The following is a 26123-nucleotide window of genomic DNA, read 5'->3' as shown; positions in this document are numbered from 1 at the left end:
GATGCAGAAAAAGAAAACCCGCCAAGTGCGGGTTTTCTTTTGCCTGTGATTTAGCGGTCATCCGCGTTAGAGCAAAACAGTTCTAAAAGTCGGACTAATCATCAGCAACAAAGAGCAAATGAGGCCGACCAGCCACGTCAGACTGCGCAGGGACGGTTTATCAGCCAGGTACAACCAGATGTAGAGAATCCGCGCGATGACAAAGATGATCGCCAGGGCATCAATCAACCATCCCTGGGTTTGCGTGGTGTGCGCCATCAGCACGCCGACGGCAAACAGGATGAACGCTTCGATGCTGTTCTGATGCGCCGCCAGTGCCCGTGCACCGTAACCGGTAAGTTGCGCCTGTTGCTGGCGCGGCAGGTGATTGTTGTAACCGCCCTGCTCTTTCATGGCTTTGCCGACCGGCATGCGGGCGATGTAAATCAACAAGGCACTGATAAACACGCACCAGAACGGAATACTCATCAAGCAGCCTCTTTAGTCGCTTCGGGCAACGGCGCCTCAGTAGGGGTATAGACCATCACGTCGAGAACGTCGGAATGAAATTCGCGACGATACAAAACCAGCACGACGCCGGCACTCATCAACATGAACAGCCACGGGCTGACAAACCACGCCAGCATGCTCATGCCGAAGTAGTAAGAACGCAGGCCGAAGTTGAACTGGTTGGCCGCCATCGAAATAACTCGCGCCGCCCGTAATGCGAACGCCTTGCGCTCCTGCTCGGATACCTGACGCTCGCCGATCATCGGTGCCGAACCCACCAGCACAGCGGCAAAGTTGTATTGGCGCATGCACCAGCTGAACGTAAAGAAGGCATAGACGAACACCAGCGCCAGGCACAACAACTTGATCTCCGACATGCCTTGGGAGGCTTGCTGCACCATCGGAATATCCGCCAGCAAGGACACCGCCCGCTCCGACGCGCCCAGCACGGTCAGAATGCCGGCCAGGATGATCAGGGTGCTGGAGGCGAAGAACGAGGCGTTTCGCTCCAGATTGCCGATCACGCTGGCATCGGCAATGCGGTTGTCACGTAGCAACATGCGGCGCATCCAGTCTTCGCGGTACAGGTGCAGTACGCTGGCCAGGCACGCGGTGTCGCGGGCCTTCCAGCTGGCATAGCGGGTGTAACCGCCCCAGCAGGTGACAAACCAGAGCGCGGCGAGCAGGTGGATCAGGTTGGCTTGGATGAACGACATGCAATTCCCTGTGGAGTGTGAACACGGTACCTGTAGCAGTGAGCCTGCTGGCGATAGCGGTTTGTCAGCCAACTTCAATGGTGACTGACACAGCGTGATCGCAAGCAGGCTCACTCCTACGTTAATTCTGTGCAGTGCTTCGACGTTAGCTCAGGGAAAAAGACACTGCCTTACGCGCATAAAAAATGCCCCGTATCGTTTGATACGAGGCATTTCTGTTCAAGCGTTCAAGCCCCGCTTGTGGCGGGTCAGGGAACGTCAGGCAACGGCTTCGCTGCGCTTGCCCAGCAGGCGATCGCAAACCACCGCGACCACCAGCGTCATCACGCACGGCACCAGCCACGCCAGGCCCTGCTCGCTCAGCGGCAGGTGGGACAGTTGCGACGGCATCCAGTCGGCCAGGCCGGCACCTTTCAGCGCGTCGATCATGCCGAACACGAACGACACCAGCATCACCGGACCGATGATGCGGCCATGCTCATGCCAGAAGTCTTTGCAGAAGCTCAGCGCCACCAGCACGATGCACGGCGGGTAGATCGCGGTCAGGACCGGGATCGAGAAGGCGATCAGCTTGGTCAGGCCCAGGTTGGACACCAACAGCGAGAACGCCGCCAGAATGATCACCAGGGTCTTGTAGGACAGTGGCAGCACACGGCTGAAGTATTCAGCACAGGCGCAGGTCAGACCGACCGCCGTGACCAGACACGCCAGCGAAATCAGTACGGCGAGGAAACCGCTGCCCAGCGAACCGAAAGTGTGTTGCACATAAGCGTGCAAGACCGCTGCGCCGTTGGTGGCGCCAACAGCCACTTCGTGGCTGCCGGAACCGAGACGGAACAGGCTGACATACACCAGCGCCAGACCCACGCCGGCAATCAGCCCGGCGATGATCGCGTAACGGGTGATCAACGCTGGCGATTCAACGCCGCGAGAGCGGATGGCATTCACGATGACGATGCCGAATACCAGCGCACCCAGGGTATCCATGGTCAGGTAACCATTGATGAAGCCCTGGGAGAACGGCGCGGCGACGTACTCTGGCGTGCCTTGACCGATATCACCGGCCGGCAAGGCGAAGGCAGCGATGCCGAGAACGGCCAGTGCAATGATCTTCAACGGCGCGAGGAAACGGCCGACAGTGTCGAGCAAACGGCCCGGATACAACGAGATGAAGAACACCAGCAGGAAGTACACCGAGCTGTAAAGGAACAGCGCCAGCGGGCTCTCGCCGGTCAGCGGCGCCAGGCCGACTTCGAAGGACACGGTCGCGGTACGCGGCGTGGCGAACAACGGGCCAACTGCCAGGTAGCACGCCGCCGCGAGGATGCCGCCAGCGACCTTGCCGATCGGGCTGCTCAGTGCGTCCATCGCCCCGCCGACCTTCGCCAGCGCAACGACGGTGATGACCGGCAGACCGACTGCAGTGACCAGAAAGCCCAGCGCCGCCATCCAGACGTGAGGCCCGGCCTGCAAACCGACGATAGGCGGGAAGATGATGTTGCCGGCCCCGACGAACAGGGCAAATGTCATAAAACCAAGTGCCAGGATGTCCTGACCTTTCAAAACTTTCATTAAGGAAATACCACACTACTGAATCGGAATTTAGAGGGGGATTTCCCTGTGGGGTTAGGGAAATGCTGTCAGTCCGTATAAGACTGACCCGTTTAGCGCGTTGCATGCCTTGTGGGCGGCAGACGCAAAAATGGCTGCTAGCCTAACGAATTTGTCTGACAAACGCACTGTTTGAGGGCGAACTATCCGATACGCGACGTTTCCGTGTCGCGTTTTTGCATGTAATTGGGTAGATGTCTATAAATCGCCTTCGCGAGCAAGCTCGCTCCCACTTGGGAATGCGTACAAATGTGGGAGCGAGCTTGCTCGCGAAGGCGATATCACTGATGACGCAGGTGCCAAAAACGACAAAGGCCACCCGAAGGTGGCCTTTGCCTGGTGAAGCGTCAGCTAAGCACGAGGCTTACTTGACAGCCCAACCGGTCAGCTCGGCCAGGGCCTTGCCGATGTCTGCCAGCGAACGCACGGTTTTTACACCGGCGTCTTGCAGTGCAGCGAACTTCTCGTCTGCAGTGCCTTTGCCGCCAGAGATGATTGCGCCAGCATGGCCCATGCGCTTGCCCGGAGGAGCAGTCACACCAGCGATGTAGGAAACAACCGGCTTGGTCACGTGTGCCTTGATGTAGGCAGCCGCTTCTTCTTCAGCCGAACCGCCGATCTCACCGATCATCACGATCGCTTCGGTCTTCGGGTCTTCCTGGAACAGCTTCAGGATGTCGATGAAGTTCGAACCCGGGATCGGGTCACCACCGATGCCGACGCAAGTCGACTGACCGAAACCGGCGTCAGTAGTTTGCTTAACAGCTTCGTAGGTCAGGGTGCCGGAACGCGAAACGATACCGACCTTGCCTGGCAAGTGAATGTGACCTGGCATGATGCCGATCTTGCATTCGCCTGGGGTGATCACGCCTGGGCAGTTAGGGCCGATCAGGACTACGCCCAGCTCGTCGCACTTAACTTTAGCGTCCAGCATGTCCAGGGTAGGAATGCCTTCGGTGATGCAGACGATCAGCTTGATGCCGCCGAATGCCGCTTCCAGGATCGAGTCCTTGCAGAAAGGAGCCGGAACGTAGATCACGCTGGCGGTAGCGCCAGTGGCCGCGACTGCGTCTTTAACGGTGTTGAACACTGGCAGACCCAAGTGCTCGGTGCCGCCTTTGCCCGGAGTTACGCCGCCAACCATCTTGGTGCCGTATTCGATGGCTTGCTGGGTGTGGAAACTACCTTGCGAACCGGTAATACCCTGGCAGATAACTTTGGTGTCTTTATTGATCAGGACGCTCATTATTTGCCCTCCGCAGCTTTGACAACTTGTTGAGCAGCGTCGGTCAGGCTGGTAGCAGCGATGATGTTCAAACCGCTTTCTGCCAGTACTTTAGCGCCCAGCTCAGCGTTGTTGCCTTCAAGGCGAACAACAACCGGGATTTTCACGCCGACTTCTTTCACGGCGCCGATGATGCCTTCGGCAATCATGTCGCAGCGAACGATGCCGCCGAAGATGTTGACCAGTACTGCAGCGACGTTGGTGTCGGACAGAATGATCTTGAACGCTTCAGTAACGCGTTCCTTGGTAGCACCACCACCTACGTCGAGGAAGTTGGCTGGCTTGCCGCCGTGCAGGTTGACGATGTCCATGGTACCCATGGCCAGACCGGCACCGTTGACCATGCAGCCGATGTTGCCTTCCAGGGCTACGTAGTTCAGTTCGAACTTGGCAGCGTGCGCTTCGCGCGGATCGTCTTGCGACGGATCGTGGAAAGTCTTCAGCTTAGGCTGACGGTACATGGCGTTGGCGTCGATGTTGATCTTGGCGTCCAGGCAGTGCAGATCGCCGTCAGCCTTGATCACCAGCGGGTTCACTTCCAGCAGAGCCAGGTCGTGATCCTTGAACAGCTTGGCCAGACCTACGAAGATCTTGGCGAACTGAGCAACCTGCTTGCCTTCCAGACCCAGCTGGAATGCCAGCTCGCGACCCTGGAATGGCTGAGCGCCAACCAGTGGATCGATAGTGGCTTTCAGAATTTTTTCTGGAGTGTCGTGAGCGATTTTCTCGATGTCCACGCCACCTTCGGTGGAAGCCATGAACACGATGCGACGGCTCGAACGGTCAACGACAGCGCCCAGGTACAGCTCTTTAGCGATATCAGTGCACGATTCAACCAGGATCTTGGTGACAGGCTGACCATTGGCGTCAGTCTGGTAAGTCACCAGACGCTTGCCCAGCCACTGCTGTGCGAAGGCTTTGGCGTCTTCTTTGCTGCGAACCAGCTTGACGCCGCCCGCTTTACCGCGACCACCGGCGTGAACCTGGGCTTTGACAACCCACTCGTTGCCGCCGATTTTGTCGCAAGCTTCTGCTGCTGCTTCCGGGGTGTCTACTGCGTAACCAGTGGATACTGGCAGGCCGTATTCAGCGAACAGCTGCTTACCCTGATACTCGTGAAGATTCATGCTTTTTACCGTCTTCGTTAGGTACTGCGCATTCGGCGCTGCGCTCTTGATGAGTGCCGCGCCACCTGTGACTGCTGCTTGCGTAGCTTTTCCGGGTACCCGGTGCAGCTACGCAAGACTGCGTCCAGCGGACATTCCGCGGTGAGACTTGCTCGCAAGGCTCACGACGGGCCGTTACCGCCGTGGTTTCTTATTGTGTGTCTTAACGCTTCTTGCGGTTGGCAATGTGGATGGCGCCGCCATTCACAGCCAGAGCAGCTTCGTGCAAGGCTTCAGACAGGGTCGGATGGGAGAAAACCATCATGCCCAGGTCTTCAGCGCTGGTGCCGAATTCCATACCGATCGCGCCCTGCTGAACCAGTTCTGCAGCGCTCGGACCAATCACGTGCACGCCCAATACGCGGTCAGTCTTGGCATCAGCGATGACCTTGACGAAACCACCGGTATCGTTGGCGGCCATGGCACGGCCGGAAGCGGCGAACGGGAAGGTGCCGACGTTAACTTCAACGCCTTCAGCTTTCAAGGCCTGCTCGGTTTTGCCAACCCACGCGATTTCCGGGTGAGTATAAATAACCGAAGGGATCAGGTCATAGTTCATCTGGGCTTTGTGGCCCTTGATGCGCTCGACAACCATGATGCCTTCTTCGGATGCCTTGTGCGCCAGCATCATGCCGCGAACCACGTCACCGATGGCGAAAACGCCCGGTACGGTGGTAGCGCAGTGATCGTCAACGTGCACGAAACCGCGCTCGTCCAGGGTCACACCGCTGTCGGCTGCCAGCAGATCAGTGGTCACCGGACGGCGACCAACGGCTACGATCAGCTTGTCAAACGTGATGGTCTGTTCGCCGTTGGCATCGGTGTAGTTCACCACGACTTCGTCGCCGTTCACTTTGGAACCGGTTACGCGAGCGCCCAGCTTGATGTCCAGACCCTGTTTGGTCAGGGTTTTCAGCGCTTCCTTGGAAACAGCGGTGTCCGCTGCCATCAGGAAGGTGTCCAAGGCTTCCAGGACAGTCACTTCTGCACCCAGACGCGACCAGACCGAACCCAGTTCCAGACCGATCACGCCAGCGCCGATCACGCCCAGACGCTTCGGTACGGATTGGAATTCCAGAGCACCAGTCGAATCAACGATGACTTTCTGGTCGACCGGAGCCGGTGGAATGTCGATCGGACGCGAGCCTGGTGCCAGGATGACGTTTTCAGCTTCGATGACTTCAACCGAACCGTCTGGCTTGGTGACTTCGACTTTCTTGCCGGCCAGCAGTTTGCCGTGGCCCTGAATCGAAGTAACGCCGTTGGCCTTGAACAGCGTGGCAACGCCGCCGGTCAGGTTCTTGACGATGCCAGCCTTGCGGCCAACCATCGCAGCGACGTCCATTTTGACTTCGCCGGTCGAGATACCGTGAACGTTGAAGCTTTCTTTTGCTTCCTTGTATTTCCAGGAGCTGTCCAGCAGCGCCTTGGAAGGAATGCAGCCCACGTTCAGGCAGGTACCGCCCAGGGCTTGCTTGCCTTCGGCGTCGGTGTACTTCTCGATGCAGGCAGTGGTCAGACCCAGCTGCGCGGCCTTGATGGCAGCTACGTAACCGCCAGGGCCGGCACCGATCACTACTACGTCAAATTTCTGCGACATTCAAAAAATCCTCTTTAGCAATAAAGCTACAAGCCGCAAGCCAAAAGCTACAAGCCAATCCGCTCGTATTGAGCTTGAGGCTTGTAGCTTGACGCTTGCAGCTGCTTTTTAGATATCCAGCAACAGACGAGCCGGATCTTCCAGCAGGTTCTTGATGGTCACCAGGAAGGTCACAGCTTCTTTGCCATCGATCAGACGGTGATCGTAGGACAGTGCCAAGTACATCATCGGACGGATCACGACCTGACCGTTGATGGCCATCGGACGCTGGATGATGTTGTGCATGCCCAGAATCGCTGCCTGCGGCGGGTTGACGATCGGGGTCGACATCATCGAACCGAAGGTACCACCGTTGGTGATGGTGAAGGTACCACCGGTCATCTCGTCCATCGACAGTTTGCCGTCGCGGGCTTTTTTGCCGAATGTTGCGATGCCGCCTTCGATTTCAGCCAGGCTCATCAGCTCGGCGTTACGCAGAACCGGTACCACCAGACCACGATCGCTGGAAACAGCAACACCGATGTCGGCGTAGCCGTGGTAAACGATGTCGCCGCCGTCGATCGACGCGTTGACAGCCGGGAAGCGTTTCAGCGCTTCGGTGGCGGCCTTGACGAAGAACGACATGAAGCCCAGGCGTACGCCGTTGTGGGACTTCTCGAACAGATCCTTGTACTTCGAACGCAGGGCCATGACTTCGGTCATGTCGACTTCGTTGAAGGTGGTCAGCATCGCCATGTTCGACTGAGCTTCAACCAGACGCTTGGCCACGGTGGCACGCACGCGGGTCATCGGCACGCGCTTCTCGATGCGGTCGCCAGCGGCGAACACAGGAGCGGCGGCAGCTGGAGCAGCAGCCTTGGCAGGCGCGGCAGCCGGAGCGGCTTTCTTGGCGGCAACAGCAGCCACCACGTCTTCCTTGGTCACACGCCCGCCTTTGCCGGTGCCGGCAACGGAAGCGATGTTGATGCCGTTTTCTTCAGCCAGCTTGCGCGCGGCAGGAGCAGCAACAGGATCGTCTTCGCCTTCAGCAGCGGCCGGGGCAGCGGCAGCGGCGGCCGGAGCAGCAGCGGCTGGAGCAGCGGCAGCAGCGCCGCCTTCAACGATGGAGCCCAGTACTTCGTCGGACAGGACGGTTTCGCCCTCGCCCTTGACGATTGCGCCCAGCACGCCATCAGCAGTAGCCAGAACTTCCAGTACGACTTTGTCAGTTTCGATGTCGACGATCAGTTCGTCGCGCTTGACGGCGTCGCCCGGTTGCTTGTGCCAGGTGGCAACGGTGCCATCGGCAACCGATTCCGGGAAAGTGGGGGCTTTGATCTCGATAGCCATTATCTGTAGTTCCTTAAATTCGGTTTCAGGTGCGCGAAGGCGTTAAACGGTAAACGCGTCTTGCAGCAGTTTTTCCTGCTGCTCGGCGTGCATCGAAGCGTAACCACAGGCTGGGGCAGCAGAAGCCTCACGGCCCGCGTACTCAAGTACGAGAGACTTGTCGAGGTTGCTGATGCTACGGCGCAAGTGATGCTGGCTGCAGTACCAGGCACCCTGGTTCATCGGCTCTTCCTGACACCAAACGGCATTTTTGACGTTGGTGTAAGGCGCCAGGACTTCTTTCAAGTCGTCCTCAGGGAATGGATACAGCTGCTCGATACGCACGATGGCGATATCTTCACGGCCTTCGGCACGGCGTTTTTCCAGCAGGTCGTAGTAGACCTTGCCGCTACACAGAACAACGCGCTCGACCTTTTTCGGATCCAGGGCATCGATTTCCGGGATAACGGTCTGGAACGAACCTTCAGCCAGATCTTCCAGGGTCGAGATGGCCAGTTTGTGGCGCAGCAGCGACTTAGGTGTCAGAACAACCAATGGTTTGCGCAGCGGGCGAATCACCTGACGACGCAGCAAGTGGTAGATCTGCGCCGGGGTAGTCGGCATGCACACCTGAATGTTGTGCTCGGCGCACAGCTGCAGGTAACGCTCAAGACGTGCCGAGCTGTGCTCAGGACCCTGACCTTCGTAACCGTGTGGCAACAGCATGGTCAGACCGCAGAGACGGCCCCACTTGTGCTCGCCGCTGGTGATGAACTGGTCGATGACAACCTGTGCACCGTTGGCGAAGTCGCCGAACTGGGCTTCCCAGATCACCAGCGCGTTCGGCGTGGTGGTCGAGTAACCGTATTCGAATGCCAGTACCGCTTCTTCCGACAGGAACGAGTCGTACAGGTCAAAACGTGGCTGACCGTCGTACAGGTTCTGCAGCGGAATGTAGGTGCCCGCGTCTTTCTGGTTGTGCAACACAGCGTGACGGTGCGAGAACGTACCGCGGCCGATGTCCTGACCGGTCATGCGAATCGGGTGACCTTCGAACGCCAGGGTCGCGTACGCCATGGTTTCGGCGTAACCCCAGTTGATCGGCAGGCCGCCGGCTTGCATCTTCTGACGGTCTTCGTAGATCTTCGCGACCTGACGCTGAACCACGAAGCCTTCCGGAATCTCCAGCAGCTTGGCGGACAGTTCTTGCAGGGTCTTCAGATCGAAGCGCGTGTCGTGACGCGCAGTCCAGGCATGGCCCAGATACGGACGCCAGTCCACGAACAGCTCTTTGTTCGGCTCTTTGACCAGCGACTTCACCACGTGCAGACCGTTGTCCAGCGCGTTGCGGTACTCGTCGACCTTGGCCTGAACGCGATCAGCGTCCAGCACACCGGCCTGGGTCAGGCGATCAGCGTACAGCTCACGGGTGGTGCGCTGCTTGGTGATCTGCTGGTACATCAGCGGCTGGGTGCCGCTTGGCTCGTCGGCCTCGTTGTGGCCGCGACGACGGTAGCAGACCAGGTCGATCACCACGTCACGCTTGAACTGCATGCGGTAGTCGATGGCCAGCTGGGTCACGAACAACACGGCTTCCGGATCATCGCCATTCACATGGAGAATCGGCGCCTGGATCATCTTCGCAACGTCGGTGGCGTACTCGGTGGAACGCGAGTCCAGCGGGTTGCTGATGGTGAAACCGACCTGGTTGTTGATCACGATGTGCACGGTACCGCCGGTCTTGAAACCGCGGGTCTGCGACATCTGGAAGGTTTCCATGACCACGCCCTGACCTGCGAACGCAGCGTCGCCGTGGATGGAGATCGGCAGCACCTTCTCACCGGTAGCGTCGTTACGACGATCCTGACGGGCACGAACCGAACCTTCAACCACCGGAGAAACGATTTCCAGGTGGGACGGGTTGAACGCCATGGCCAGGTGAACTTCACCGCCGGCGGTCATCACGTTGGACGAGAAGCCCTGGTGGTATTTAACGTCACCGGAACCCAGCTCGACCTTCTTCTTGCCTTCGAACTCGTCGAACAGCTCGCGCGGGTTCTTGCCGAAGGTGTTGACCAGGACGTTCAGACGGCCACGGTGAGCCATGCCGATGACGACTTCCTTGGTGCCGTAGGAACCGGAACGCTGGATCAGTTCGTCGAGCATCGGAATCAGGCTTTCGCCGCCTTCCAGACCGAAACGCTTGGTGCCCGGGTATTTGGTACCCAGGTATTTCTCCAGGCCTTCACCGGCGGTCACGCGCTCAAGCAGGTGGCTCTTGATGTCGGCGGAGTACGTCGGACGACCACGCACGCTTTCCAGACGCTGCTGGAACCACTGGCGCTGCTCGGAATCGGTGATATGCGTAAATTCAGCGCCGATGGTGCGGCAATATGTCTGCTGCAACGCTTCGTGAATTTCGCGTAGGCTCGCTTCCTCTTTGCCGATGAACAGGTCGCCGGCACGGAAGGTCGTATCAAGATCGGCATTGGTCAAGCCGTAATGATTGATCGACAGGTCTGCAGGTGCAGGACGCTGCCACAGTCCCAGCGGGTCAAGCTGGGCTGCCTGGTGGCCACGCATACGGTAGGCCTGGATCAATCGCAGCACTTCAACTTGCTTCTTCTCGTGCTCACTGCTCACGCTGCCGGCGGAAACCGGTTGGGCGCGGCGCTGGTTCTTTGCCAGCAGCACGAAATGATCGCGAATTGTGGAGTGCGAAACATCAGTGGCAGAGTTGCCGTCGGCAGGCAACTTCTGAAAGTAGGTGCGCCACTCTTCTGGCACAGCGTTAGGGTCGTGCAGGTAGAGCTCATAAAGCTCTTCCACATAGGCAGCGTTTCCACCTGAAAGGTAGGCGCTGTTCCACATGCGCTGCATCACGCTTTCTTGCATGCTTGGTCACCCTCGGTTAGGGGAACACCATCGGCGTCGACACCGAGCAAACTTGCAGAAGTCCGAATGCAGCGACCAAAACAAGCCACTTAGGATCACGCTGATAGTCCGGGTACCAGCCCGGATGCCCCTGCTTGTCTCATTTCTTCAAAATAAGAGCTGCAGCTTGTGACTACGGCTCTGGTTATAGCCATGACGCGGGTTGAAGCCCGCGCCACAGCCTCTTCGGTACAGCGGTTCTACGGTTACAGCAGCTGAATCACACGCCGCTCGAGAGCAACATGTTACGGATGTGACCGATGGCCTTAGTCGGGTTCAGGCCTTTCGGACATACGTTGACGCAGTTCATGATGCCCCGGCAGCGGAAAACGCTGAACGGGTCATCGAGCGAAGCCAGACGCTCGTTGGTCTTGGTGTCACGGCTGTCTGCCAGGAAGCGGTAGGCTTGCAGCAGCGCAGCTGGACCCAGGAACTTGTCCGGGTTCCACCAGAAGGACGGGCACGAGGTCGAGCAGCAAGCGCACAGGATGCACTCGTACAGACCGTCGAGCTTTTCACGCTCTTCAGGGGACTGCAGACGCTCGATGGCCGGAGCCGGCGTGTCGTTCTGCAGGTAAGGCTTCACCTTCTCGTATTGCTTGTAGAAGATGCTCATATCGACGACCAGGTCACGAATAACCGGCAAACCTGGCAGCGGACGAACGATCAGCTTGTTGCCTTTTACGACAGCGGACAGCGGCGTGATGCACGCCAGACCGTTTTTGCCGTTGATGTTCATGCCGTCGGAGCCGCAGACACCTTCACGGCAAGAGCGACGATAGGAGAAACCCTCGTCCTGCTCTTTGATCAGGGCCAGCACGTCCAGCACCATCAGGTCTTTACCACCGGTATCGACCTGGAATTCCTGCATGAACGGCGCAGCGTCCTGATCAGGGTTGTAACGATAAACACTGACTTGCAACATGGCGGTCACCCTTAATAAGTCCGGACTTTAGGTTCGAAAGTCGGAACAGTCTTCGGCGAGAAGTTAACGGCACGCTTGGTGACGCGCTTGTCACCCGGGAAGTACAGGGTGTGGCACAGCCAGTTTTCGTCGTCACGGTCTTCAAAGTCTTCACGGGCGTGAGCGCCGCGGGACTCTTTACGTACTTCGGCCGCGATGGCGGTAGCTTCAGCCACTTCCAGCAGGTTTTGCAGTTCCAGCGCTTCGATACGTGCAGTGTTGAACGCCTGCGACTTATCGTTGATCTTCACGTTGGCGATACGCTTGCGCAGATCGGCCAGCTGAGCGATACCCTTCTGCATGTATTCGCCGGTACGGAATACACCGAAGTAGTTCTGCATGCAGCTTTGCAGCTCGCGACGCAGGGTGGCGACGTCTTCGCCATCGGTACGGCTGTTCAGCGCGTTCAGACGCGACAGGGCTGCTTCGATATCGGCTTCGGTAGCGTCGTCGTATTCGATGCCGTCGGTCAGCGCCTTTTCCAGGTGCAGGCCGGCAGCGCGGCCGAATACCACCAGGTCGAGCAGCGAGTTGCCGCCCAGACGGTTGGCACCGTGAACCGATACGCAAGCCACTTCACCTACCGCGAACAGACCAGGAATGATCTGGTCCACGCCTTCAGCGTCCTGGGTGATCGCCTGGCCGTGAATGTTGGTGGCAACGCCGCCCATCATATAGTGGCAAGTCGGAACAACCGGAACCGGCGCAACCACCGGGTCAACGTGTGCAAACGTCTTCGACAATTCGCAGATGCCTGGCAGACGGCTGTGCAGCACTTCCTCGCCCAGGTGGTCGAGCTTGAGCATTACGTGGTCGCCATTCGGACCGCAACCGTTGCCGGCGATGATTTCTTTAACCATCGAACGAGCAACCACGTCACGACCAGCAAGGTCTTTCGCGTTCGGAGCATAACGCTCCATGAAACGCTCGCCGTGCTTGTTGATCAGGTAACCACCTTCACCACGGCAACCTTCGGTCACCAGTACACCGGCGCCGGCGATGCCGGTCGGGTGGAACTGCCACATTTCGATGTCTTGTACCGGCACGCCAGCACGCAGTGCCATGCCGACGCCGTCACCGGTGTTGATCAGGGCGTTGGTGGTGGAAGCGTAGATACGACCTGCACCGCCGGTAGCCAGTACGGTGGCCTTGGCGCGGATGTAGGTGGTCTCGCCGGTTTCGATGCAGATCGCGATCACACCGACGAATTCGCCTTCCTGGTTTTTCACCAGGTCGACAGCGTAGTACTCGTTCAGGAACGTGGTACCGGCTTTCAGGTTGCCTTGATAAAGGGTGTGCAGCAGCGCGTGACCGGTACGGTCGGAGGCTGCGCAAGTACGGGCAGCCTGGCCACCTTTACCGTAGTCCTTGGACTGACCACCGAACGGACGCTGGTAGATACGGCCTTGCTCGGTACGCGAAAACGGCAGACCCATGTGGTCCAGCTCGAAAACCGCGGCCGGGCCTTCCTGACACATGTATTCGATAGCGTCCTGGTCACCGATGTAGTCGGATCCCTTGACGGTATCGTACATGTGCCAGCGCCAGTCATCGTTCGGGTCAGCCGACGCGATGGCGCAGGTGATGCCGCCCTGGGCGGACACAGTGTGCGAACGGGTCGGGAAAACCTTGGTGATCACGGCAGTCTTGTGACCACCCTGTGCCAGTTGCAGCGCAGCGCGCATGCCGGCACCGCCACCACCAATAATGATGGCGTCGAAAGAAATCGTTGGAATGTTAGCCATGAATCAGATACCCCAGAGAATCTGCACACCCCAGACGAAGTAAGCGAACATCGCGATGCCGCAAACTGCCTGGAAAAGGAAACGTACTGCGGTCGCGGACTTGCCCAGCGCCATTGGCGTCAGGTAGTCGGTCGCGATGGTCCACATGCCGACCCAGGCGTGAGCGCCCAGGGCAACGAGGGCCAGCAGACTGAAGATACGCATCCCGTTGTGAGCGAACAGGCCGTGCCACTGGTCGTAGCCAATGCCCGGATTCGCTGCAAGGTATCCGATCAGGAAAATGAAATAAGCCGCGAGAACAACCGCAGACACACGTTGCGCCATCCAGTCATAGAGGCCCGAACGCGAAAGGTTCGTAACGCTGGTTACCATATCCAAACTCCTGCCAGAACGATCAGCACCACGGAAATGGCGATGATGATTTTCGAGCCCAGGCGGCCGCCTTCCAGCGTCTCACCGATGCCCATATCCATGATCAAGTGGCGCACACCGGCTACCAGGTGATACAGCAGAGCGGACAGGAGGCCCCATGCTACGAACTTGGCCAGCGGGCTGGTCAAGCATGCCTTCACTTCGGCAAAACCTTCCTCGGAACCCAGGGATTTGCCCAATGCATAAAGCATGAAGCCGAGGCCCAGGAAGAGGATGATGCCGGAAACACGGTGAAGAAACGACGTAACGCCGGTGATGGGGAGTTTGATGGTCCTTAGGTCTAGGTTTACAGGTCGTTGGCTTTTCACGGCTTTTTTTTCACACTGAAGAGCCCCTAACAATCAGGGCAAAGTTGTTGGGGAGTGCACTGGTCAGGTAACCACCACCCAGGGATGCGACCCCCAATAAAGCAGGCCCAAAAGCCCTTGGCGGTCGGTGGCCGAGTATAGACAGTTAGGCTACTAATGACAACGCAATCACCTACCCCAAATAGCTGATTGCACAAGTCGTATAAAAGGCGTAAATGGCAGTCAATTTCGAGGAAAAAGTACGCTTAAAGCCTTCTGGAGCAAGACTTTAGGCAAATTGACATTCGAATTTATCTCACTATAGTGGTGCGGGCCCTGCGTGGGGGGTCTGTCTGATGGTTCAAGCATAAATAGGAGGCCACATGGCTGACAAAAAAGCGCAGTTGATCATCGAGGGCGCAGCCCCCGTCGAGCTGCCCATTTTAACCGGCACCGTTGGTCCCGATGTAATCGATGTTCGGGGCCTGACGGCCACGGGCCGCTTCACTTTCGACCCAGGCTTCATGTCGACCGCCTCGTGCGAGTCGAAGATCACCTATATCGACGGCGACAACGGCATTCTGTTGCACCGCGGCTACCCGATCGAACAACTGGCTGAAAAGTCGGACTACCTGGAAACCTGCTACCTGCTGCTCAATGGCGAACTGCCAACCGCAGAACAGAAGGCCCAGTTCGTCAGCACCGTGAAAAACCACACCATGGTTCACGAGCAGTTGAAAACCTTCTTCAACGGTTTCCGTCGCGACGCCCACCCGATGGCCGTCATGTGCGGTGTAGTCGGCGCCCTCTCGGCCTTCTACCACGACTCCCTGGACATCAATAACCCGCAGCATCGCGAAATCTCCGCGATCCGTCTGGTTGCCAAGATGCCGACCCTGGCAGCGATGGTTTACAAGTACTCCATGGGGCAACCCATGATGTACCCGCGCAACGACCTGACGTACGCGGAAAACTTCCTGCACATGATGTTCAACACCCCGTGCGAGATCAAACCGATCAGCCCGGTACTCGCCAAGGCCATGGACCGGATCTTCATCCTCCACGCCGACCACGAGCAGAACGCCTCGACTTCCACCGTGCGTCTGGCCGGCTCCTCGGGTGCCAACCCGTTCGCCTGTATCGCCGCCGGTATCGCCGCACTGTGGGGCCCTGCCCACGGTGGTGCGAACGAAGCCGTATTGACCATGCTCGACGAAATTGGTGATGTGTCCAACATCGACAAGTTCATCGCCAAGGCCAAGGACAAGAACGATCCGTTCAAGCTGATGGGCTTCGGTCACCGCGTTTACAAGAACCGCGACCCTCGCGCGACTGTAATGAAGCAGACCTGCGACGAAGTACTGAAGGAACTGGGCATCAACAACGATCCGCAACTCGAACTGGCCATGCGCCTGGAAGAGATCGCGCTGACCGACCCGTACTTCATCGAACGCTCGCTGTATCCGAACGTCGACTTCTACTCGGGGATCATCCTCAAGGCGATCGGCATTCCGACCAGCATGTTCACCGTGATCTTTGCGCTGGCACGTACTGTCGGCTGGATCTCCCACTGGAAAGAAATGCTCTCCAGCCCGTACAAGATTGGCCGTCCGCGCCAGCTGTACACCGGCTACGAGTCGCGTGACATTACCAAGCTGGAAGACCGCAAATAAGGCTTGTCTTGCGATAACGTCTTGAAGTTGTACCGGGAACGGCCTCTATTTATATAGGGGCCGTTTTTGTTTGTCTGGGATTTGGCTTTTTGGGTTTTGGGATTGGGGGCATATCCGTTGCTGCGGGAGCTGCCGCTGGCGGTTTCGCTCTTACAGCGAGTCCCTTTTTCAAACGCCGGAGTGCCGGCCCAGCGAAAAAGTAACCCAAAAGGCTTTGCCCCGGCGTACGGCACCTCGCTGAGGCTCAGTGTTCCCTCGCTACGGTGTCCATCCGGGGGCATCGCCTACGGTTTGCTTCGCCGCACCTCCTCTCGATGTATGCGGCTGCGCCGCACGGCGCTGCGCGCCTACCCCCGGATGAACACCTGCGCTCGGCCTGCCGATGGGGCAAAAAATCAAAAGCCAAAGCCAGATCAAAAGCCGGATCAAGAACCCCTCACCCTAGCCCTCTCCCGGAGGGAGAGGGGACTGACCGTGGTGTTTGGGGGAGCTGCGCCGACGTGCGATACCGCGTTGAACTCAGGTTCTAAAAAGCAAACAAATCAGCCCCCTCCCATGAGGAAAAGGAGACTGACCGAGGTGTTTGGGAGAACTACTTCGATGTGAAATACCGAGTCGAACTCAGATTCTGACAAGCCCAAAAATCGGCTCCCTCTCCCTCCGGGAGAGGGCTGGGGTGAGGGGCAGTTCCAACACAAATCCAAAGCCGAGCACGCTGCGCTCCTCACCACTCAACAGGATGAGCGTTAGCTCGGCTGCAGCTCTTGATCTGTAAGGCGACGTCGGAAGGAACCCCGAGCCCCAGCGAGCGGGCCGTACGTAGGAGCAAGCGTTTTTTGCTTACTTTTTTTGGCGTTTGAAAAAAGTGAGTCGCCGTAAGGGCGAAACCCTAAGCCGCCGTTACCGCAGCAACGGACATGTACACAGCTCGAGCCGATAACCGCCCACAAAAAATGCCCCGATCTCTCAACCGGGGCATTCAGCACAACATTTACAAAACCATCAAACCATCAATGCGAAACCGCCCCACTCGCCCCCAACCCAGTCTGCGAACGCACAAACTGCGGGAAGAACAGCGCCCGCTCGTTATCAGCAGCCGCCGACTTGTCAGTAATCGAGAAGAACCAGATCCCGATGAAAGCAATGATCATCGAAAACAGCGCCGGATACTCGTAAGGGAAAATCGCCTTCTCGTGATGCAGAATCTGCACCCAGATGGTCGGGCCAAGCACCATCAGGCCTACCGCACTGATCAGCCCCAGCCAGCCGCCAATCATCGCACCGCGGGTGGTCAGCTTCTTCCAGTACATCGAAAGCAGCAGCACCGGGAAGTTGCAGCTCGCCGCGATGGAGAACGCCAGGCCAACCATGAACGCAATGTTCTGGCTTTCGAACAGGATGCCCAAGCCAATCGCCAGCAACGCCAAGGCAATGGTGGTGATCTTCGAGACACGAATCTCGTCCTTCTCGTTCGCCTTGCCCTTTTTGATCACACTGGCATACAGGTCGTGAGACACAGCCGAAGCACCGGCCAGAGTCAGACCTGCCACAACCGCCAGAATGGTCGCGAACGCCACCGCCGAGATAAAGCCGAGGAAGATACTGCCGCCGACCGCGTTGGCCAGGTGCACCGCCGCCATGTTGTTGCCGCCCAACAGCGCGCCAGCAGCATCTTTGAAGGCCGGGTTAGTGCTGACCAGCAGGATCGCGCCGAAGCCGATGATGAAAGTCAGGATGTAGAAGTAGCCAATGAAACCAGTTGCGTAGAGCACGCTCTTGCGGGCTTCTTTTGCATCACTCACGGTGAAGAAGCGCATCAGAATGTGTGGCAGACCAGCCGTACCGAACATCAGCGCCAGACCCAGCGAGAAGGCCGAAATCGGATCCTTGACCAGACCGCCCGGGCTCATGATCGCTTCGCCTTTGGCGTGAACCTTGATCGCTTCGGAGAACAGCGTGTTGAAGTCGAAGCCTACGTGCTTCATTACCATCAGTGCCATGAACGAGGCACCGGACAGCAACAGCACAGCCTTGATGATCTGCACCCAAGTGGTCGCCAGCATGCCGCCGAACAGCACGTACATGCACATCAGCACACCGACCAGAATCACCGCAACGTGGTAGTCCAGACCGAACAACAGCTGGATCAACTTGCCGGCACCGACCATTTGCGCGATCAGGTAGAACGCCACCACCACCAGCGAACCGCAAGCGGACAGCGTGCGGATCTGGGTTTGCCCGAGGCGGTAGGACGCTACGTCGGCAAAGGTGTATTTGCCCAGGTTACGCAAGCGCTCGGCGATCAGGAACAGAATGATCGGCCAGCCCACCAGAAAGCCGATCGAGTAGATCAGGCCATCGTAGCCGGAGGTGAACACCAGCGCGGAAATCCCCAGGAAGGATGCCGCCGACATGTAGTCACCGGCAATCGCCAGACCGTTCTGGAAACCGGTGATCTTGCCGCCAGCGGCATAGTAGTCGGCCGCCGAGTTGTTTTTCTTCGAGGCCCAGTAGGTGATGTACAGGGTCGCGCCAACGAACGCGACGAACATCAGGATCGCAGGAATGTTCAGTGGTTGTTTGGCCACTTCACCGGTCAACGCGTCAGCCGCCCAGACACTCGGTGCGACCGCAGCAACGCTCAAAAGAGCCAGTAGACGCCGGATCATTGCTGAGCCTCCTTGAGAATCGCATTGTTCAGGTCATCGAACTCGCCATTGGCGCGGCGCACGTAGATAGCGGTGAGGATGAATGCAGAAAGAATGAGTCCGACACCGATTGGAATTCCCCAAGTAATCGAGGATTCCGGACTGAGTTTCGCGCCCAGAACATGCGGCCCGTAAGCGATCAACAGGATGAAGCCAGAGTAAAGCCCGAGCATGATCGCCGAGAGTATCCAGGCGAACTTTTCCCTTTTTCGCACCAGCTCCTTGAATCGGGGACTGTTTTGAATCGAGAGGTAAATGCTGTCGTTCATTGTTTTTATCCTCGCAGCACAAATTATTGTTGGAACGTAGCTAATGTATGCGGCTGCGAGCGCGGTAACAGACGACCTTAGTAGTAGAACGCCATGACGTAATCGCCATTCTTGAGCACACATAAAAAACTGTGGGAGCTGGCTTGCCAGCGATGGCGTCGTGTCAGCCAACTATTAGTCAACTGACAGACCGCTATCGCGGGCAAGCCCGCTCCCACAGGGTTCGTGGTGAAAGATGCTATTTCGGGTTATTTAGTCCAGTCAGCCACGCGATCAGGGTGTTTGGCGACCCATTCCTTGGCCGCGGCGTCAGGCTTCGCACCGTCCTGAATTGCCAGCATCACTTCGCCGATCTCGTCTTTCGACGCCCACTGAAAGTTTTTCAGGAACTTGGCCACTTCCGGAGCTTTGGTGGCGAGTTCCTTGCTGCCGATGCTGTTCACGGTTTCAGCCGCGCCGTACACGCCTTTCGGGTCGTCGAGGAAGCGCAGTTTCCACTTGGCGAACATCCAGTGCGGCACCCAACCGGTAACCGCAATCGACTCGTTCTTCTTCTCGGCACGGGTCAGCTCGGCAATCATGCCGGCGCCGGAACTGGCCTTGAGGGTGTAACCGGTCAGGTCGTAATCCTTGATCGCCTGATCCGTCTTGAGCATCACGCCGGAACCGGCGTCGATGCCAACAATACGTTTTTTGAAGCTGTCGTCGGTTTTCAGGTCTTCGATGGATTTGGCTTTCACGTATTCCGGCACGATCAGGCCGATTTTCGCGTCCTTGAAGTTCGGGCCGTAATCGACCACCTGGTCCTTGTTCTTCGTCCAGTATTCACCGTGGGTCACTGGCAGCCAGGCCGAGAGCATGGCGTCGAGTTTGCCGGTGGCCACGCCTTGCCACATGATCCCGGTGGCGACGGCTTGCAGTTTCACGTCGTAGCCGAGTTTCTGCTTGATCACTTCGGCCGCCACGTGGGTGGTCGCGACGCTGTCGGACCAACCGTCAACGTAACCGATGTTAAGGGTCTGTTTTTCAGCGCTGGCGAATGTGGAACTCATCGCAAGCACCAGAGCGGCACCTGCGCCTAAAAGTCGTCGCATCTTCATCGTTACTTCCCCGAAATGCTGCGCCCGACGGATGCCGGGCATCGTCAACGTATTGTTATGGTGCACAGCGCCCCCATCACGCCTGACCGCAAACTCGCCCGACCGTCAGTGGAGTACTGACGCTTTCGATCATCGGCCTGACGCCCGCAGCGACCTGCTCTGTCAGCGACCTCAATACACCGAGAAACGACATCAGAAAGCCATTAATTGCAGCTGAATAAATGACGCCAGATAATCCGCCCGAACTTTGCATGGCAAATCATGCCGGCCACCAACGCGTGGATAAATGCAGGTAACATGCGTCGCTTTGCAGCCACTCGGCCTGACCATGTCCGCGACGTCCCGCTTCCCGTTTATTCCTTATCTCTTCGCTTGCCTGCTCGGCCTGCTGGCCCTTGGCGGCTTCTGGTACGACCTCGGCAAGCCGGTGATCCTCCCGGACGCCGCGACCCCGACGCATAAATTGCAATGCGCCTCCTACACGCCTTTCGACAAGGATCAGTCGCCGTTCGACGTGCCGTTCAAACTGCGTCCGGAACGCATGGATGCCGACCTTGCCCTGCTGGCGACGCGCTTCGAATGCATCCGCACCTATTCGATGACCGGCCTCGAAGCCCTGCCGGAACTGGCGCGCAAGCACGGTTTGAAGTTGATGATCGGCGCCTGGGTCAACAGCAACCCGGTGGACACCGAAAAAGAAGTCGATCTGCTGATCAAGTCGGCCAACGCCAACCCGGACGTGGTCAACGCGGTGATCGTCGGCAACGAAGCCTTGCTGCGCAAGGAAGTCACCGGCGCACAACTGGCCAAACTGATCAACAAAGTCAAAAGCCAGGTCAAGCAACCGGTCACGTATGCCGATGTCTGGGAGTTCTGGCTCAAGCACCCGGAAGTCGCGCCAGCGGTGGATTTCCTGACCATTCACCTGCTGCCGTACTGGGAAGACGACCCGTCGAACATCGACGTCGCCCTGCAACACGTGGCGGATGTGCGTCAGGTGTTCGGCAACAAGTTTGCGCCCAAGGACGTGATGATCGGCGAGACCGGCTGGCCCAGCGAAGGCCGCCAGCGCGAGACCGCCCTGCCGAGCCGAGTCAATGAAGCCAAGTTCATTCGTGGTTTTGTCGCGATGGCCGAAAAGGAAGGCTGGCACTACAACCTGATCGAAGCGTTCGACCAGCCATGGAAGCGTGGCAGCGAAGGCGCGGTTGGCGGTTACTGGGGCCTGTTCGACGCGGATCGTCAGGACAAAGGCATACTCGCCGGGCCGGTGACCAATGTGCCGTACTGGAAGGAATGGCTGGGCCTCGGCGGGCTGATCTTCCTCGGTACGCTGCTGCTCGGCGGCCGGGTGCGCAGCACACAATCGGCATTGATCCTGCCGCTGCTCGGTGCGGTGGCTGCCTGCTCGATCGGCGCCTGGGGCGATCTGGCGCGGGTGACCACGCGGTTTGCCAGCGAATGGCTGTGGGTCGGCTTGCTGACCGTGTTGAATCTGTCAGTGCTGGTGCACGCTGCGCTGACCTTGAGCGCCCGCCAGGGTTGGCGTGAACGCGCGTTCAATTGGCTGGAGCGCCGCGCCGGGTGGCTGGTCGCTGTGGCCGGTTTTGCCGCTGCGGTGATGATGCTGGAGATGGTGTTCGACGCACGTTATCGCAGCTTCGCCAGCATGGCGTTCATTCTGCCGGCGCTGGTGTACGTGTGCCGCCCGGTCAGTGTGCCGCGCCGGGAAATCGCCCTGCTGACCTTCATCATCGGCGCAGGGATTGCCCCGCAGCTGTATGAAGAGGGATTGTTGAATCAGCAGGCGTGGGGCTGGGCGCTGGTCAGTGGCTTGATGGTGGCGGCGCTTTGGCGTTGCCTGCGGGTTCGCAAGTGCTGATCTTCAGCGTCTGAACCGGCCTCATCGCTGGCAAGCCAGCTCCCACAGGTTTTCGGGGCGTACACACATGCTGTGTTCACCCACGCCCTTGTGGGAGCGGGCTTGCCCGCGATGACTGACTGTCAGGCGCTACGGGACGCCCGGACCAGGCGCAACCCGGCAATCACCAGCGCAAACACCGCCAACGTGGTGTTGTACAACGCCAGCGCCGGCAGGCCGAACGCCAGCGCCAGCACCGCCAGCCACCACCCTGCCCGCCCGGGCAACACAAACCCCAGCAACGCTGCAACCAGCGCGGTCCAGCCCAACACCTTGAAGTGAATCATCAGCCCCAGGTTCGAGCGCACCGTGCATTCCCAGCGGCTTGCCTCGTCGACGCAGATGCCGACCCACCGTCCATCCTCCATGAAGCCGTAACGCGCGCCATAGCTGGCAGCCAGCCACAACGGCAACAGGACGAGCAACAGCACCACAGGCAAGCGGCGAGACATGAATCACTCCAATCTACGGAAATCGGCGGCCAGCTTAATCGGACTTGTACCGTTGGCAAGTACTAACAACTGTTAACTGTTCATTCGACCGCTGCAAAGTGTATCGTCCAGCTACTATTACTCCGAATTCTGCCTGTTTGGTGCCGAGGCATGGCACTTTGGCGCAAGCCCGGTGGTCATAGCCTGCGAACTTCATTCGGCACCTTCCTTTAAGGGATCCAGTCATGCTCCGTTCCTTGCGCTTCGCCGCGCTGTTCAGCGGCCTTATTCTGAGTGCGTCCGCACTGGCGGTGGATATCGATGCCGCCAGTTATGGCTATCCCCTGACCAACCCGTTCGAGGCAACCATCGCCACGACGCCACCGGACCTGCGCCCGGAATTGCCGTCCAACGACGACATCAACCAGTCCGACCACAGCATCACCTTGCGCCCGGAGCGGGCCTTCATCCTCCCGGACAACTTCTGGGCGGTGAAAAAGCTCACCTACCGCATCGCCGAGCAGGACAAACCGGCGCCGCTGATCTTCCTGATCGCCGGCACCGGCGCACGCTATGACAGCACGCTCAACGAATACCTGAAGAAGCTCTACTACAAGGCCGGTTATCACGTCGTGCAGCTGTCCTCGCCGACCAGTTTCGATTTCATCAGTGCCGCTTCACGCTTCGCCACGCCCGGTATCACCAAGGAAGACGCCGAAGACATGTACCGGGTGATGCAGGCCGTACGGGCGCAGCACCCGAAACTGCCGGTCACCGAGTATTACCTGACCGGCTACAGCCTCGGCGCCCTCGATGCCGCGTTTGTCGCGCACCTGGACGAAACCCGGCGCAGCTTCAACTTCAAGAAAGTCCTGCTGCTCAACCCGCCAGTCAACCTCTACACCTCGATCAGCAACCTCGACAAGCTGGTTCAGACCGAAGTGAAAGGCATCAACAACAGCACCACCTTCTATGAACTGGTACTGGGCAAGCTGACCCGTTACTTCCAGCAGAAAGGCTACATCGACCTCAACGACGCCCTGCTCTATGACTTCCAGCAGTCCAAGCAGCACCTGACCAACGAGCAGATGGCGATGCTGATCGGCACGTCCTTCCGCTTCTCGGCCGCCGACATCGCCTTTACTTCGGACCTGATCAACCGTCGCGGCCTGATCACCCCGCCGAAATTCCCGATCACCGAAGGCACCAGCCTCACGCCGTTCCTCAAGCGTGCGCTGCAATGCGACTTCGATTGCTACCTGACTGAACAGGTGATTCCAATGTGGCGCGCGCGCACCGACGGCGGCAGCCTGCTGCAACTGATCGACCAGGTCAGCCTGTATGCGCTCAAGGATTACCTGCACGACAGCCCGAAAATCGCCGTGATGCACAACGCCGACGACGTGATCCTCGGCCCGGGCGACCTGGGCTTCCTGCGCAAGACGTTCGGTGATCGCCTGACCGTTTATCCACTGGGCGGCCATTGCGGCAACCTTAACTACCGCGTCAACAGCGACGCCATGCTGGAGTTTTTCCGTGGCTAAATATCTCCTGCTGATTGCAGCGCTCCTCAGCGCAGGCGTGGCCCAGGCCGACAACAGCAAAGCCAACGCGCCGGTGGTGGTCGACAGCGACGGCTTCAAGGAGCCGTTGTCCAAACTCAAGTTCAACCCGGGTCTGGACCAGCGTGAGTTCGAGCGCTCGACGCTCAACGCGCTCAACGTGTATGACCCGCTGGAGTCGTGGAACCGTCGCGTCTACCACTTCAACTACCGCTTCGACCAATGGGTGTTCCTGCCGGTGGTCGACGGTTACCGTTACGTGACCCCTGGCTTCCTGCGCACCGGGGTCAGCAACTTCTTCAACAACCTCGGCGACGTACCGAACCTGGTCAACAGCCTGCTGCAGTTCAAGGGCAAGCGTTCGATGGAAACCACCGCACGCCTGTTGCTCAACACCACCATCGGCATTGCCGGCCTGTGGGACCCGGCGACCGCCATGGGCCTGCCGCGCCAGAGCGAAGACTTCGGCCAGACCCTGGGCTTCTACGGTGTACCGGGCGGCGCCTACTTCGTGCTGCCAATTCTCGGCCCGTCGAACATCCGCGATACCGCCGGGCTCGCGGTGGACTACACCGCCGAATCGGCGATCAACTATCTGAACGTCTCGGAAGTCAGCTCCAACCATCCTGAGGTCTGGGCCCTGCGCGCCGTCGACAAGCGCTACCAGACCAACTTCCGCTACGGCCAGATGAACTCGCCGTTCGAGTACGAGAAAGTGCGCTACGTGTACACCGAGTCACGCAAGTTGCAGATTGCCGAGTAAAAACGGCTGCCACAAAACAGTGTGGGAGCGAGCTTGCTCGCGAATGCGGTAGTCCAGTCAACGTTTAAGTCGACTGATACTCCGCTTTCGCGAGCAAGCTCGCTCCCACATTTGTTTTGTGTCGCTGGTTAGCTCTTCAAGGCGCGCCAGATTTTGCCGACGACAGAAACCACCGCCAGCACCACCGCGCCCGCGATGATCCCCGCCACACCGTTGAGCAGCACCGGCACCGCAAACCCGGCACCGCCCGCCGCTGCGCCAACGCCTTCAATCCAGTGATGCACCACAGGAATGCCGTGGGTGAGGATGCCACCGCCGACCAGAAACATCGCCGCCGTACCGATCACCGACAGGCCTTTCATCATGTACGGCGCGGCGCGCAGGATCGCGTTGCCGATGCTTTTTGCTGCCGAGCCGGATTTCTGCGTCAGCCACAGGCCCAGGTCGTCGAGTTTGACGATGCCGGCCACCAGACCGTAAACGCCAACGGTCATGACAATCGCGATGCCGGACATCACGATCACTTGCTGGGTCAACGAGGCATCGGCCACGGTACCGAGGGTGATGGCGATGATTTCCGCCGAGAGGATGAAGTCGGTGCGGATCGCGCCTTTGATCTTGTCCTTCTCGTAGGCCACCAGATCGGTGGTCGGGTCAGCGACCGCCTCGGTGAGTTGCGCATGCTCGGCGTCATCTTCGGCCTTGCTGTGCAGGAACTTGTGCGCGAGCTTTTCAAAACCCTCAAAACACAGATAGGCGCCGCCAACCATCAGCAGCGGCGTCACCAGCCACGGCACGAACGCACTGATCGCCAGCGCCGACGGCACCAGAATCAACTTGTTGAGGAACGAACCCTTGGCCACCGCCCAGACCACCGGAATTTCCCGCTCGGCGCGCACCCCGGAGACCTGCTGGGCATTGAGCGCCAGATCGTCGCCGAGCACCCCGGCGGTCTTCTTCGCGGCCATCTTGCTCATCAACGCCACGTCATCCAGAACGGTGGCAATATCGTCGATCAGCACCAGCAAACTGCTTCCTGCCATGAATCTTGTTTCCTTATGTGGATAATGCCGTGCAGCATACCGCGACTGCAGGCCACACGGGCATTCTTGAGCCACGCGCGAGGCCGGTGCTACCATGCGCAACCGCCAGAACAGGC

General features: G+C 58.7%; 21 protein-coding genes. 4 read left to right on the top strand and 17 right to left on the bottom strand.

The genetic code is table 11. The annotated features are described in order from the left end of the window. Window positions 1-66 precede the first annotated feature (66 nt). From PseuLF5_RS10120 to sdhC, 12 genes are all read right to left on the bottom strand, one after another. Complete coding sequence (locus tag PseuLF5_RS10120) at window positions 67-468, bottom strand: MAPEG family protein (RefSeq protein WP_128614442.1); 402 nt, start codon at window positions 466-468, stop codon at window positions 67-69. Then, window positions 468-1205, bottom strand: coding sequence for a DUF599 domain-containing protein (locus PseuLF5_RS10115; RefSeq protein WP_123465868.1), 738 nt, complete (start codon window positions 1203-1205; stop codon window positions 468-470). The genes PseuLF5_RS10120 and PseuLF5_RS10115 overlap by 1 nt, the downstream gene beginning before the upstream one ends. A gap of 258 nt (window positions 1206-1463) precedes the next feature. Beyond that, on the bottom strand, window positions 1464-2777 hold the full coding sequence (gene brnQ / locus PseuLF5_RS10110) for a branched-chain amino acid transport system II carrier protein (RefSeq protein ID WP_123465867.1): 1314 nt from the start codon (window positions 2775-2777) through the stop codon (window positions 1464-1466). A 403-nt stretch (window positions 2778-3180) separates the two neighbouring features. Continuing rightward, window positions 3181-4062 carry a succinate--CoA ligase subunit alpha gene (gene sucD / locus PseuLF5_RS10105; RefSeq protein ID WP_007919877.1) on the bottom strand — a complete coding sequence of 294 codons (882 nt, stop codon included), beginning with the start codon at window positions 4060-4062 and terminating at the stop codon, window positions 3181-3183. Continuing rightward, complete coding sequence (gene sucC / locus PseuLF5_RS10100; protein ID WP_085732277.1) at window positions 4062-5228, bottom strand: ADP-forming succinate--CoA ligase subunit beta; 1167 nt, start codon at window positions 5226-5228, stop codon at window positions 4062-4064. Before sucC ends, sucD begins: the two co-directional genes overlap by 1 nt. A gap of 202 nt (window positions 5229-5430) precedes the next feature. Then, on the bottom strand, window positions 5431-6867 hold the full coding sequence (lpdA, locus tag PseuLF5_RS10095) for a dihydrolipoyl dehydrogenase (protein ID WP_123465866.1): 1437 nt from the start codon (window positions 6865-6867) through the stop codon (window positions 5431-5433). Between the two features lie 108 nt (window positions 6868-6975). Further along, window positions 6976-8196, bottom strand: a complete 1221-nt coding sequence (gene odhB, locus PseuLF5_RS10090; RefSeq protein ID WP_340133420.1) for a 2-oxoglutarate dehydrogenase complex dihydrolipoyllysine-residue succinyltransferase — start codon at window positions 8194-8196, stop codon at window positions 6976-6978. 42 nt (window positions 8197-8238) lie between these two features. Continuing rightward, window positions 8239-11070 carry a 2-oxoglutarate dehydrogenase E1 component gene (locus PseuLF5_RS10085; protein WP_123465864.1) on the bottom strand — a complete coding sequence of 944 codons (2832 nt, stop codon included), beginning with the start codon at window positions 11068-11070 and terminating at the stop codon, window positions 8239-8241. 259 nt (window positions 11071-11329) lie between these two features. Then, complete coding sequence (locus PseuLF5_RS10080) at window positions 11330-12034, bottom strand: succinate dehydrogenase iron-sulfur subunit (protein WP_038364054.1); 705 nt, start codon at window positions 12032-12034, stop codon at window positions 11330-11332. An 11-nt stretch (window positions 12035-12045) separates the two neighbouring features. Further along, window positions 12046-13818 (bottom strand): succinate dehydrogenase flavoprotein subunit, encoded by a 1773-nt coding sequence (gene sdhA / locus PseuLF5_RS10075; RefSeq protein WP_123465862.1) that lies wholly within the window; start codon window positions 13816-13818, stop codon window positions 12046-12048. 3 nt (window positions 13819-13821) lie between these two features. Further along, window positions 13822-14190 carry a succinate dehydrogenase, hydrophobic membrane anchor protein gene (gene sdhD / locus PseuLF5_RS10070; protein ID WP_007919900.1) on the bottom strand — a complete coding sequence of 123 codons (369 nt, stop codon included), beginning with the start codon at window positions 14188-14190 and terminating at the stop codon, window positions 13822-13824. Continuing rightward, window positions 14184-14558 carry a succinate dehydrogenase, cytochrome b556 subunit gene (gene sdhC / locus PseuLF5_RS10065; RefSeq protein ID WP_045122948.1) on the bottom strand — a complete coding sequence of 125 codons (375 nt, stop codon included), beginning with the start codon at window positions 14556-14558 and terminating at the stop codon, window positions 14184-14186. Before sdhC ends, sdhD begins: the two co-directional genes overlap by 7 nt. A 362-nt stretch (window positions 14559-14920) precedes the next feature. Between sdhC and gltA the strand changes: the two genes are divergently transcribed. Continuing rightward, on the top strand, window positions 14921-16210 hold the full coding sequence (gltA, locus tag PseuLF5_RS10060) for a citrate synthase (RefSeq protein WP_003222994.1): 1290 nt from the start codon (window positions 14921-14923) through the stop codon (window positions 16208-16210). A gap of 1010 nt (window positions 16211-17220) precedes the next feature. On the opposite strand, the gene PseuLF5_RS10055 is transcribed toward gltA, so the two are convergent. From PseuLF5_RS10055 to PseuLF5_RS10045, 3 genes are all read right to left on the bottom strand, one after another. Beyond that, window positions 17221-18879 carry a cation acetate symporter gene (locus tag PseuLF5_RS10055; protein ID WP_322373995.1) on the bottom strand — a complete coding sequence of 553 codons (1659 nt, stop codon included), beginning with the start codon at window positions 18877-18879 and terminating at the stop codon, window positions 17221-17223. Then, window positions 18876-19187, bottom strand: coding sequence for a DUF485 domain-containing protein (locus PseuLF5_RS10050; protein WP_123465858.1), 312 nt, complete (start codon window positions 19185-19187; stop codon window positions 18876-18878). The genes PseuLF5_RS10055 and PseuLF5_RS10050 overlap by 4 nt, the downstream gene beginning before the upstream one ends. A 248-nt stretch (window positions 19188-19435) precedes the next feature. Beyond that, on the bottom strand, window positions 19436-20287 hold the full coding sequence (locus tag PseuLF5_RS10045; protein ID WP_123465857.1) for a glycine betaine ABC transporter substrate-binding protein: 852 nt from the start codon (window positions 20285-20287) through the stop codon (window positions 19436-19438). A gap of 286 nt (window positions 20288-20573) precedes the next feature. Here PseuLF5_RS10045 and PseuLF5_RS10040 point away from each other — a divergent pair, with 286 nt between their 5' ends. Continuing rightward, window positions 20574-22169, top strand: a complete 1596-nt coding sequence (locus PseuLF5_RS10040; RefSeq protein WP_340133419.1) for a glycoside hydrolase family 17 protein — start codon at window positions 20574-20576, stop codon at window positions 22167-22169. Window positions 22170-22291: 122 nt separating this feature from the next. Here the strand turns inward: PseuLF5_RS10040 and PseuLF5_RS10035 are convergent, their stop codons facing one another. Next, window positions 22292-22660 carry a hypothetical protein gene (locus tag PseuLF5_RS10035; protein WP_123465853.1) on the bottom strand — a complete coding sequence of 123 codons (369 nt, stop codon included), beginning with the start codon at window positions 22658-22660 and terminating at the stop codon, window positions 22292-22294. A 224-nt stretch (window positions 22661-22884) separates the two neighbouring features. Between PseuLF5_RS10035 and PseuLF5_RS10030 the strand changes: the two genes are divergently transcribed. Then, a complete protein-coding gene (locus tag PseuLF5_RS10030; protein ID WP_186748447.1) occupies window positions 22885-24183 on the top strand; it encodes a serine/threonine protein kinase in 1299 nt (432 codons plus the stop codon). Further along, window positions 24176-24964: an MlaA family lipoprotein gene (locus tag PseuLF5_RS10025; protein ID WP_123465849.1), complete on the top strand. Its 789-nt coding sequence runs from the start codon at window positions 24176-24178 to the stop codon at window positions 24962-24964. Before PseuLF5_RS10030 ends, PseuLF5_RS10025 begins: the two co-directional genes overlap by 8 nt. A gap of 128 nt (window positions 24965-25092) precedes the next feature. Here PseuLF5_RS10025 and PseuLF5_RS10020 read toward each other — a convergent pair whose 3' ends face one another. After that, entirely contained in the window at window positions 25093-26007 is a 915-nt protein-coding gene (locus PseuLF5_RS10020) for a DUF808 domain-containing protein (RefSeq protein WP_128614998.1), read from the bottom strand. Between the last annotated feature and the right edge of the window lie 116 nt (window positions 26008-26123).

Source organism: Pseudomonas sp. LF-5 (genome assembly GCF_037626295.1).
Taxonomy (GTDB): Bacteria; Pseudomonadota; Gammaproteobacteria; order Pseudomonadales; family Pseudomonadaceae; genus Aquipseudomonas; species Aquipseudomonas monsensis.
The sequence above is the reverse complement of the archived record's forward strand: the minus strand, read 5'-3'. Positions and strand labels throughout refer to the sequence as shown.

Bases quoted from the DNA above. Each gene is read 5' to 3' on its own strand.
- PseuLF5_RS10120 (WP_128614442.1), bottom strand. From the start codon at position 468: ATGAGTATTCCGTTCTGGTGCGTGTTTATCAGTGCCTTGTTGATTTAC.
- PseuLF5_RS10115 (WP_123465868.1), bottom strand. From the start codon at position 1,205: ATGTCGTTCATCCAAGCCAACCTGATCCACCTGCTCGCCGCGCTCTGG.
- brnQ (WP_123465867.1), bottom strand. From the start codon at position 2,777: ATGAAAGTTTTGAAAGGTCAGGACATCCTGGCACTTGGTTTTATGACA.
- sucD (WP_007919877.1), bottom strand. From the start codon at position 4,062: ATGAGCGTCCTGATCAATAAAGACACCAAAGTTATCTGCCAGGGTATT.
- sucC (WP_085732277.1), bottom strand. From the start codon at position 5,228: ATGAATCTTCACGAGTATCAGGGTAAGCAGCTGTTCGCTGAATACGGC.
- lpdA (WP_123465866.1), bottom strand. From the start codon at position 6,867: ATGTCGCAGAAATTTGACGTAGTAGTGATCGGTGCCGGCCCTGGCGGT.
- odhB (WP_340133420.1), bottom strand. From the start codon at position 8,196: ATGGCTATCGAGATCAAAGCCCCCACTTTCCCGGAATCGGTTGCCGAT.
- PseuLF5_RS10085 (WP_123465864.1), bottom strand. From the start codon at position 11,070: ATGCAAGAAAGCGTGATGCAGCGCATGTGGAACAGCGCCTACCTTTCA.
- PseuLF5_RS10080 (WP_038364054.1), bottom strand. From the start codon at position 12,034: ATGTTGCAAGTCAGTGTTTATCGTTACAACCCTGATCAGGACGCTGCG.
- sdhA (WP_123465862.1), bottom strand. From the start codon at position 13,818: ATGGCTAACATTCCAACGATTTCTTTCGACGCCATCATTATTGGTGGT.
- sdhD (WP_007919900.1), bottom strand. From the start codon at position 14,190: ATGGTAACCAGCGTTACGAACCTTTCGCGTTCGGGCCTCTATGACTGG.
- gltA (WP_003222994.1), top strand. From the start codon at position 14,921: ATGGCTGACAAAAAAGCGCAGTTGATCATCGAGGGCGCAGCCCCCGTC.
- PseuLF5_RS10055 (WP_322373995.1), bottom strand. From the start codon at position 18,879: ATGATCCGGCGTCTACTGGCTCTTTTGAGCGTTGCTGCGGTCGCACCG.
- PseuLF5_RS10050 (WP_123465858.1), bottom strand. From the start codon at position 19,187: ATGAACGACAGCATTTACCTCTCGATTCAAAACAGTCCCCGATTCAAG.
- PseuLF5_RS10045 (WP_123465857.1), bottom strand. From the start codon at position 20,287: ATGAAGATGCGACGACTTTTAGGCGCAGGTGCCGCTCTGGTGCTTGCG.
- PseuLF5_RS10040 (WP_340133419.1), top strand. From the start codon at position 20,574: ATGCAGGTAACATGCGTCGCTTTGCAGCCACTCGGCCTGACCATGTCC.
- PseuLF5_RS10035 (WP_123465853.1), bottom strand. From the start codon at position 22,660: ATGTCTCGCCGCTTGCCTGTGGTGCTGTTGCTCGTCCTGTTGCCGTTG.
- PseuLF5_RS10030 (WP_186748447.1), top strand. From the start codon at position 22,885: ATGCTCCGTTCCTTGCGCTTCGCCGCGCTGTTCAGCGGCCTTATTCTG.
- PseuLF5_RS10020 (WP_128614998.1), bottom strand. From the start codon at position 26,007: ATGGCAGGAAGCAGTTTGCTGGTGCTGATCGACGATATTGCCACCGTT.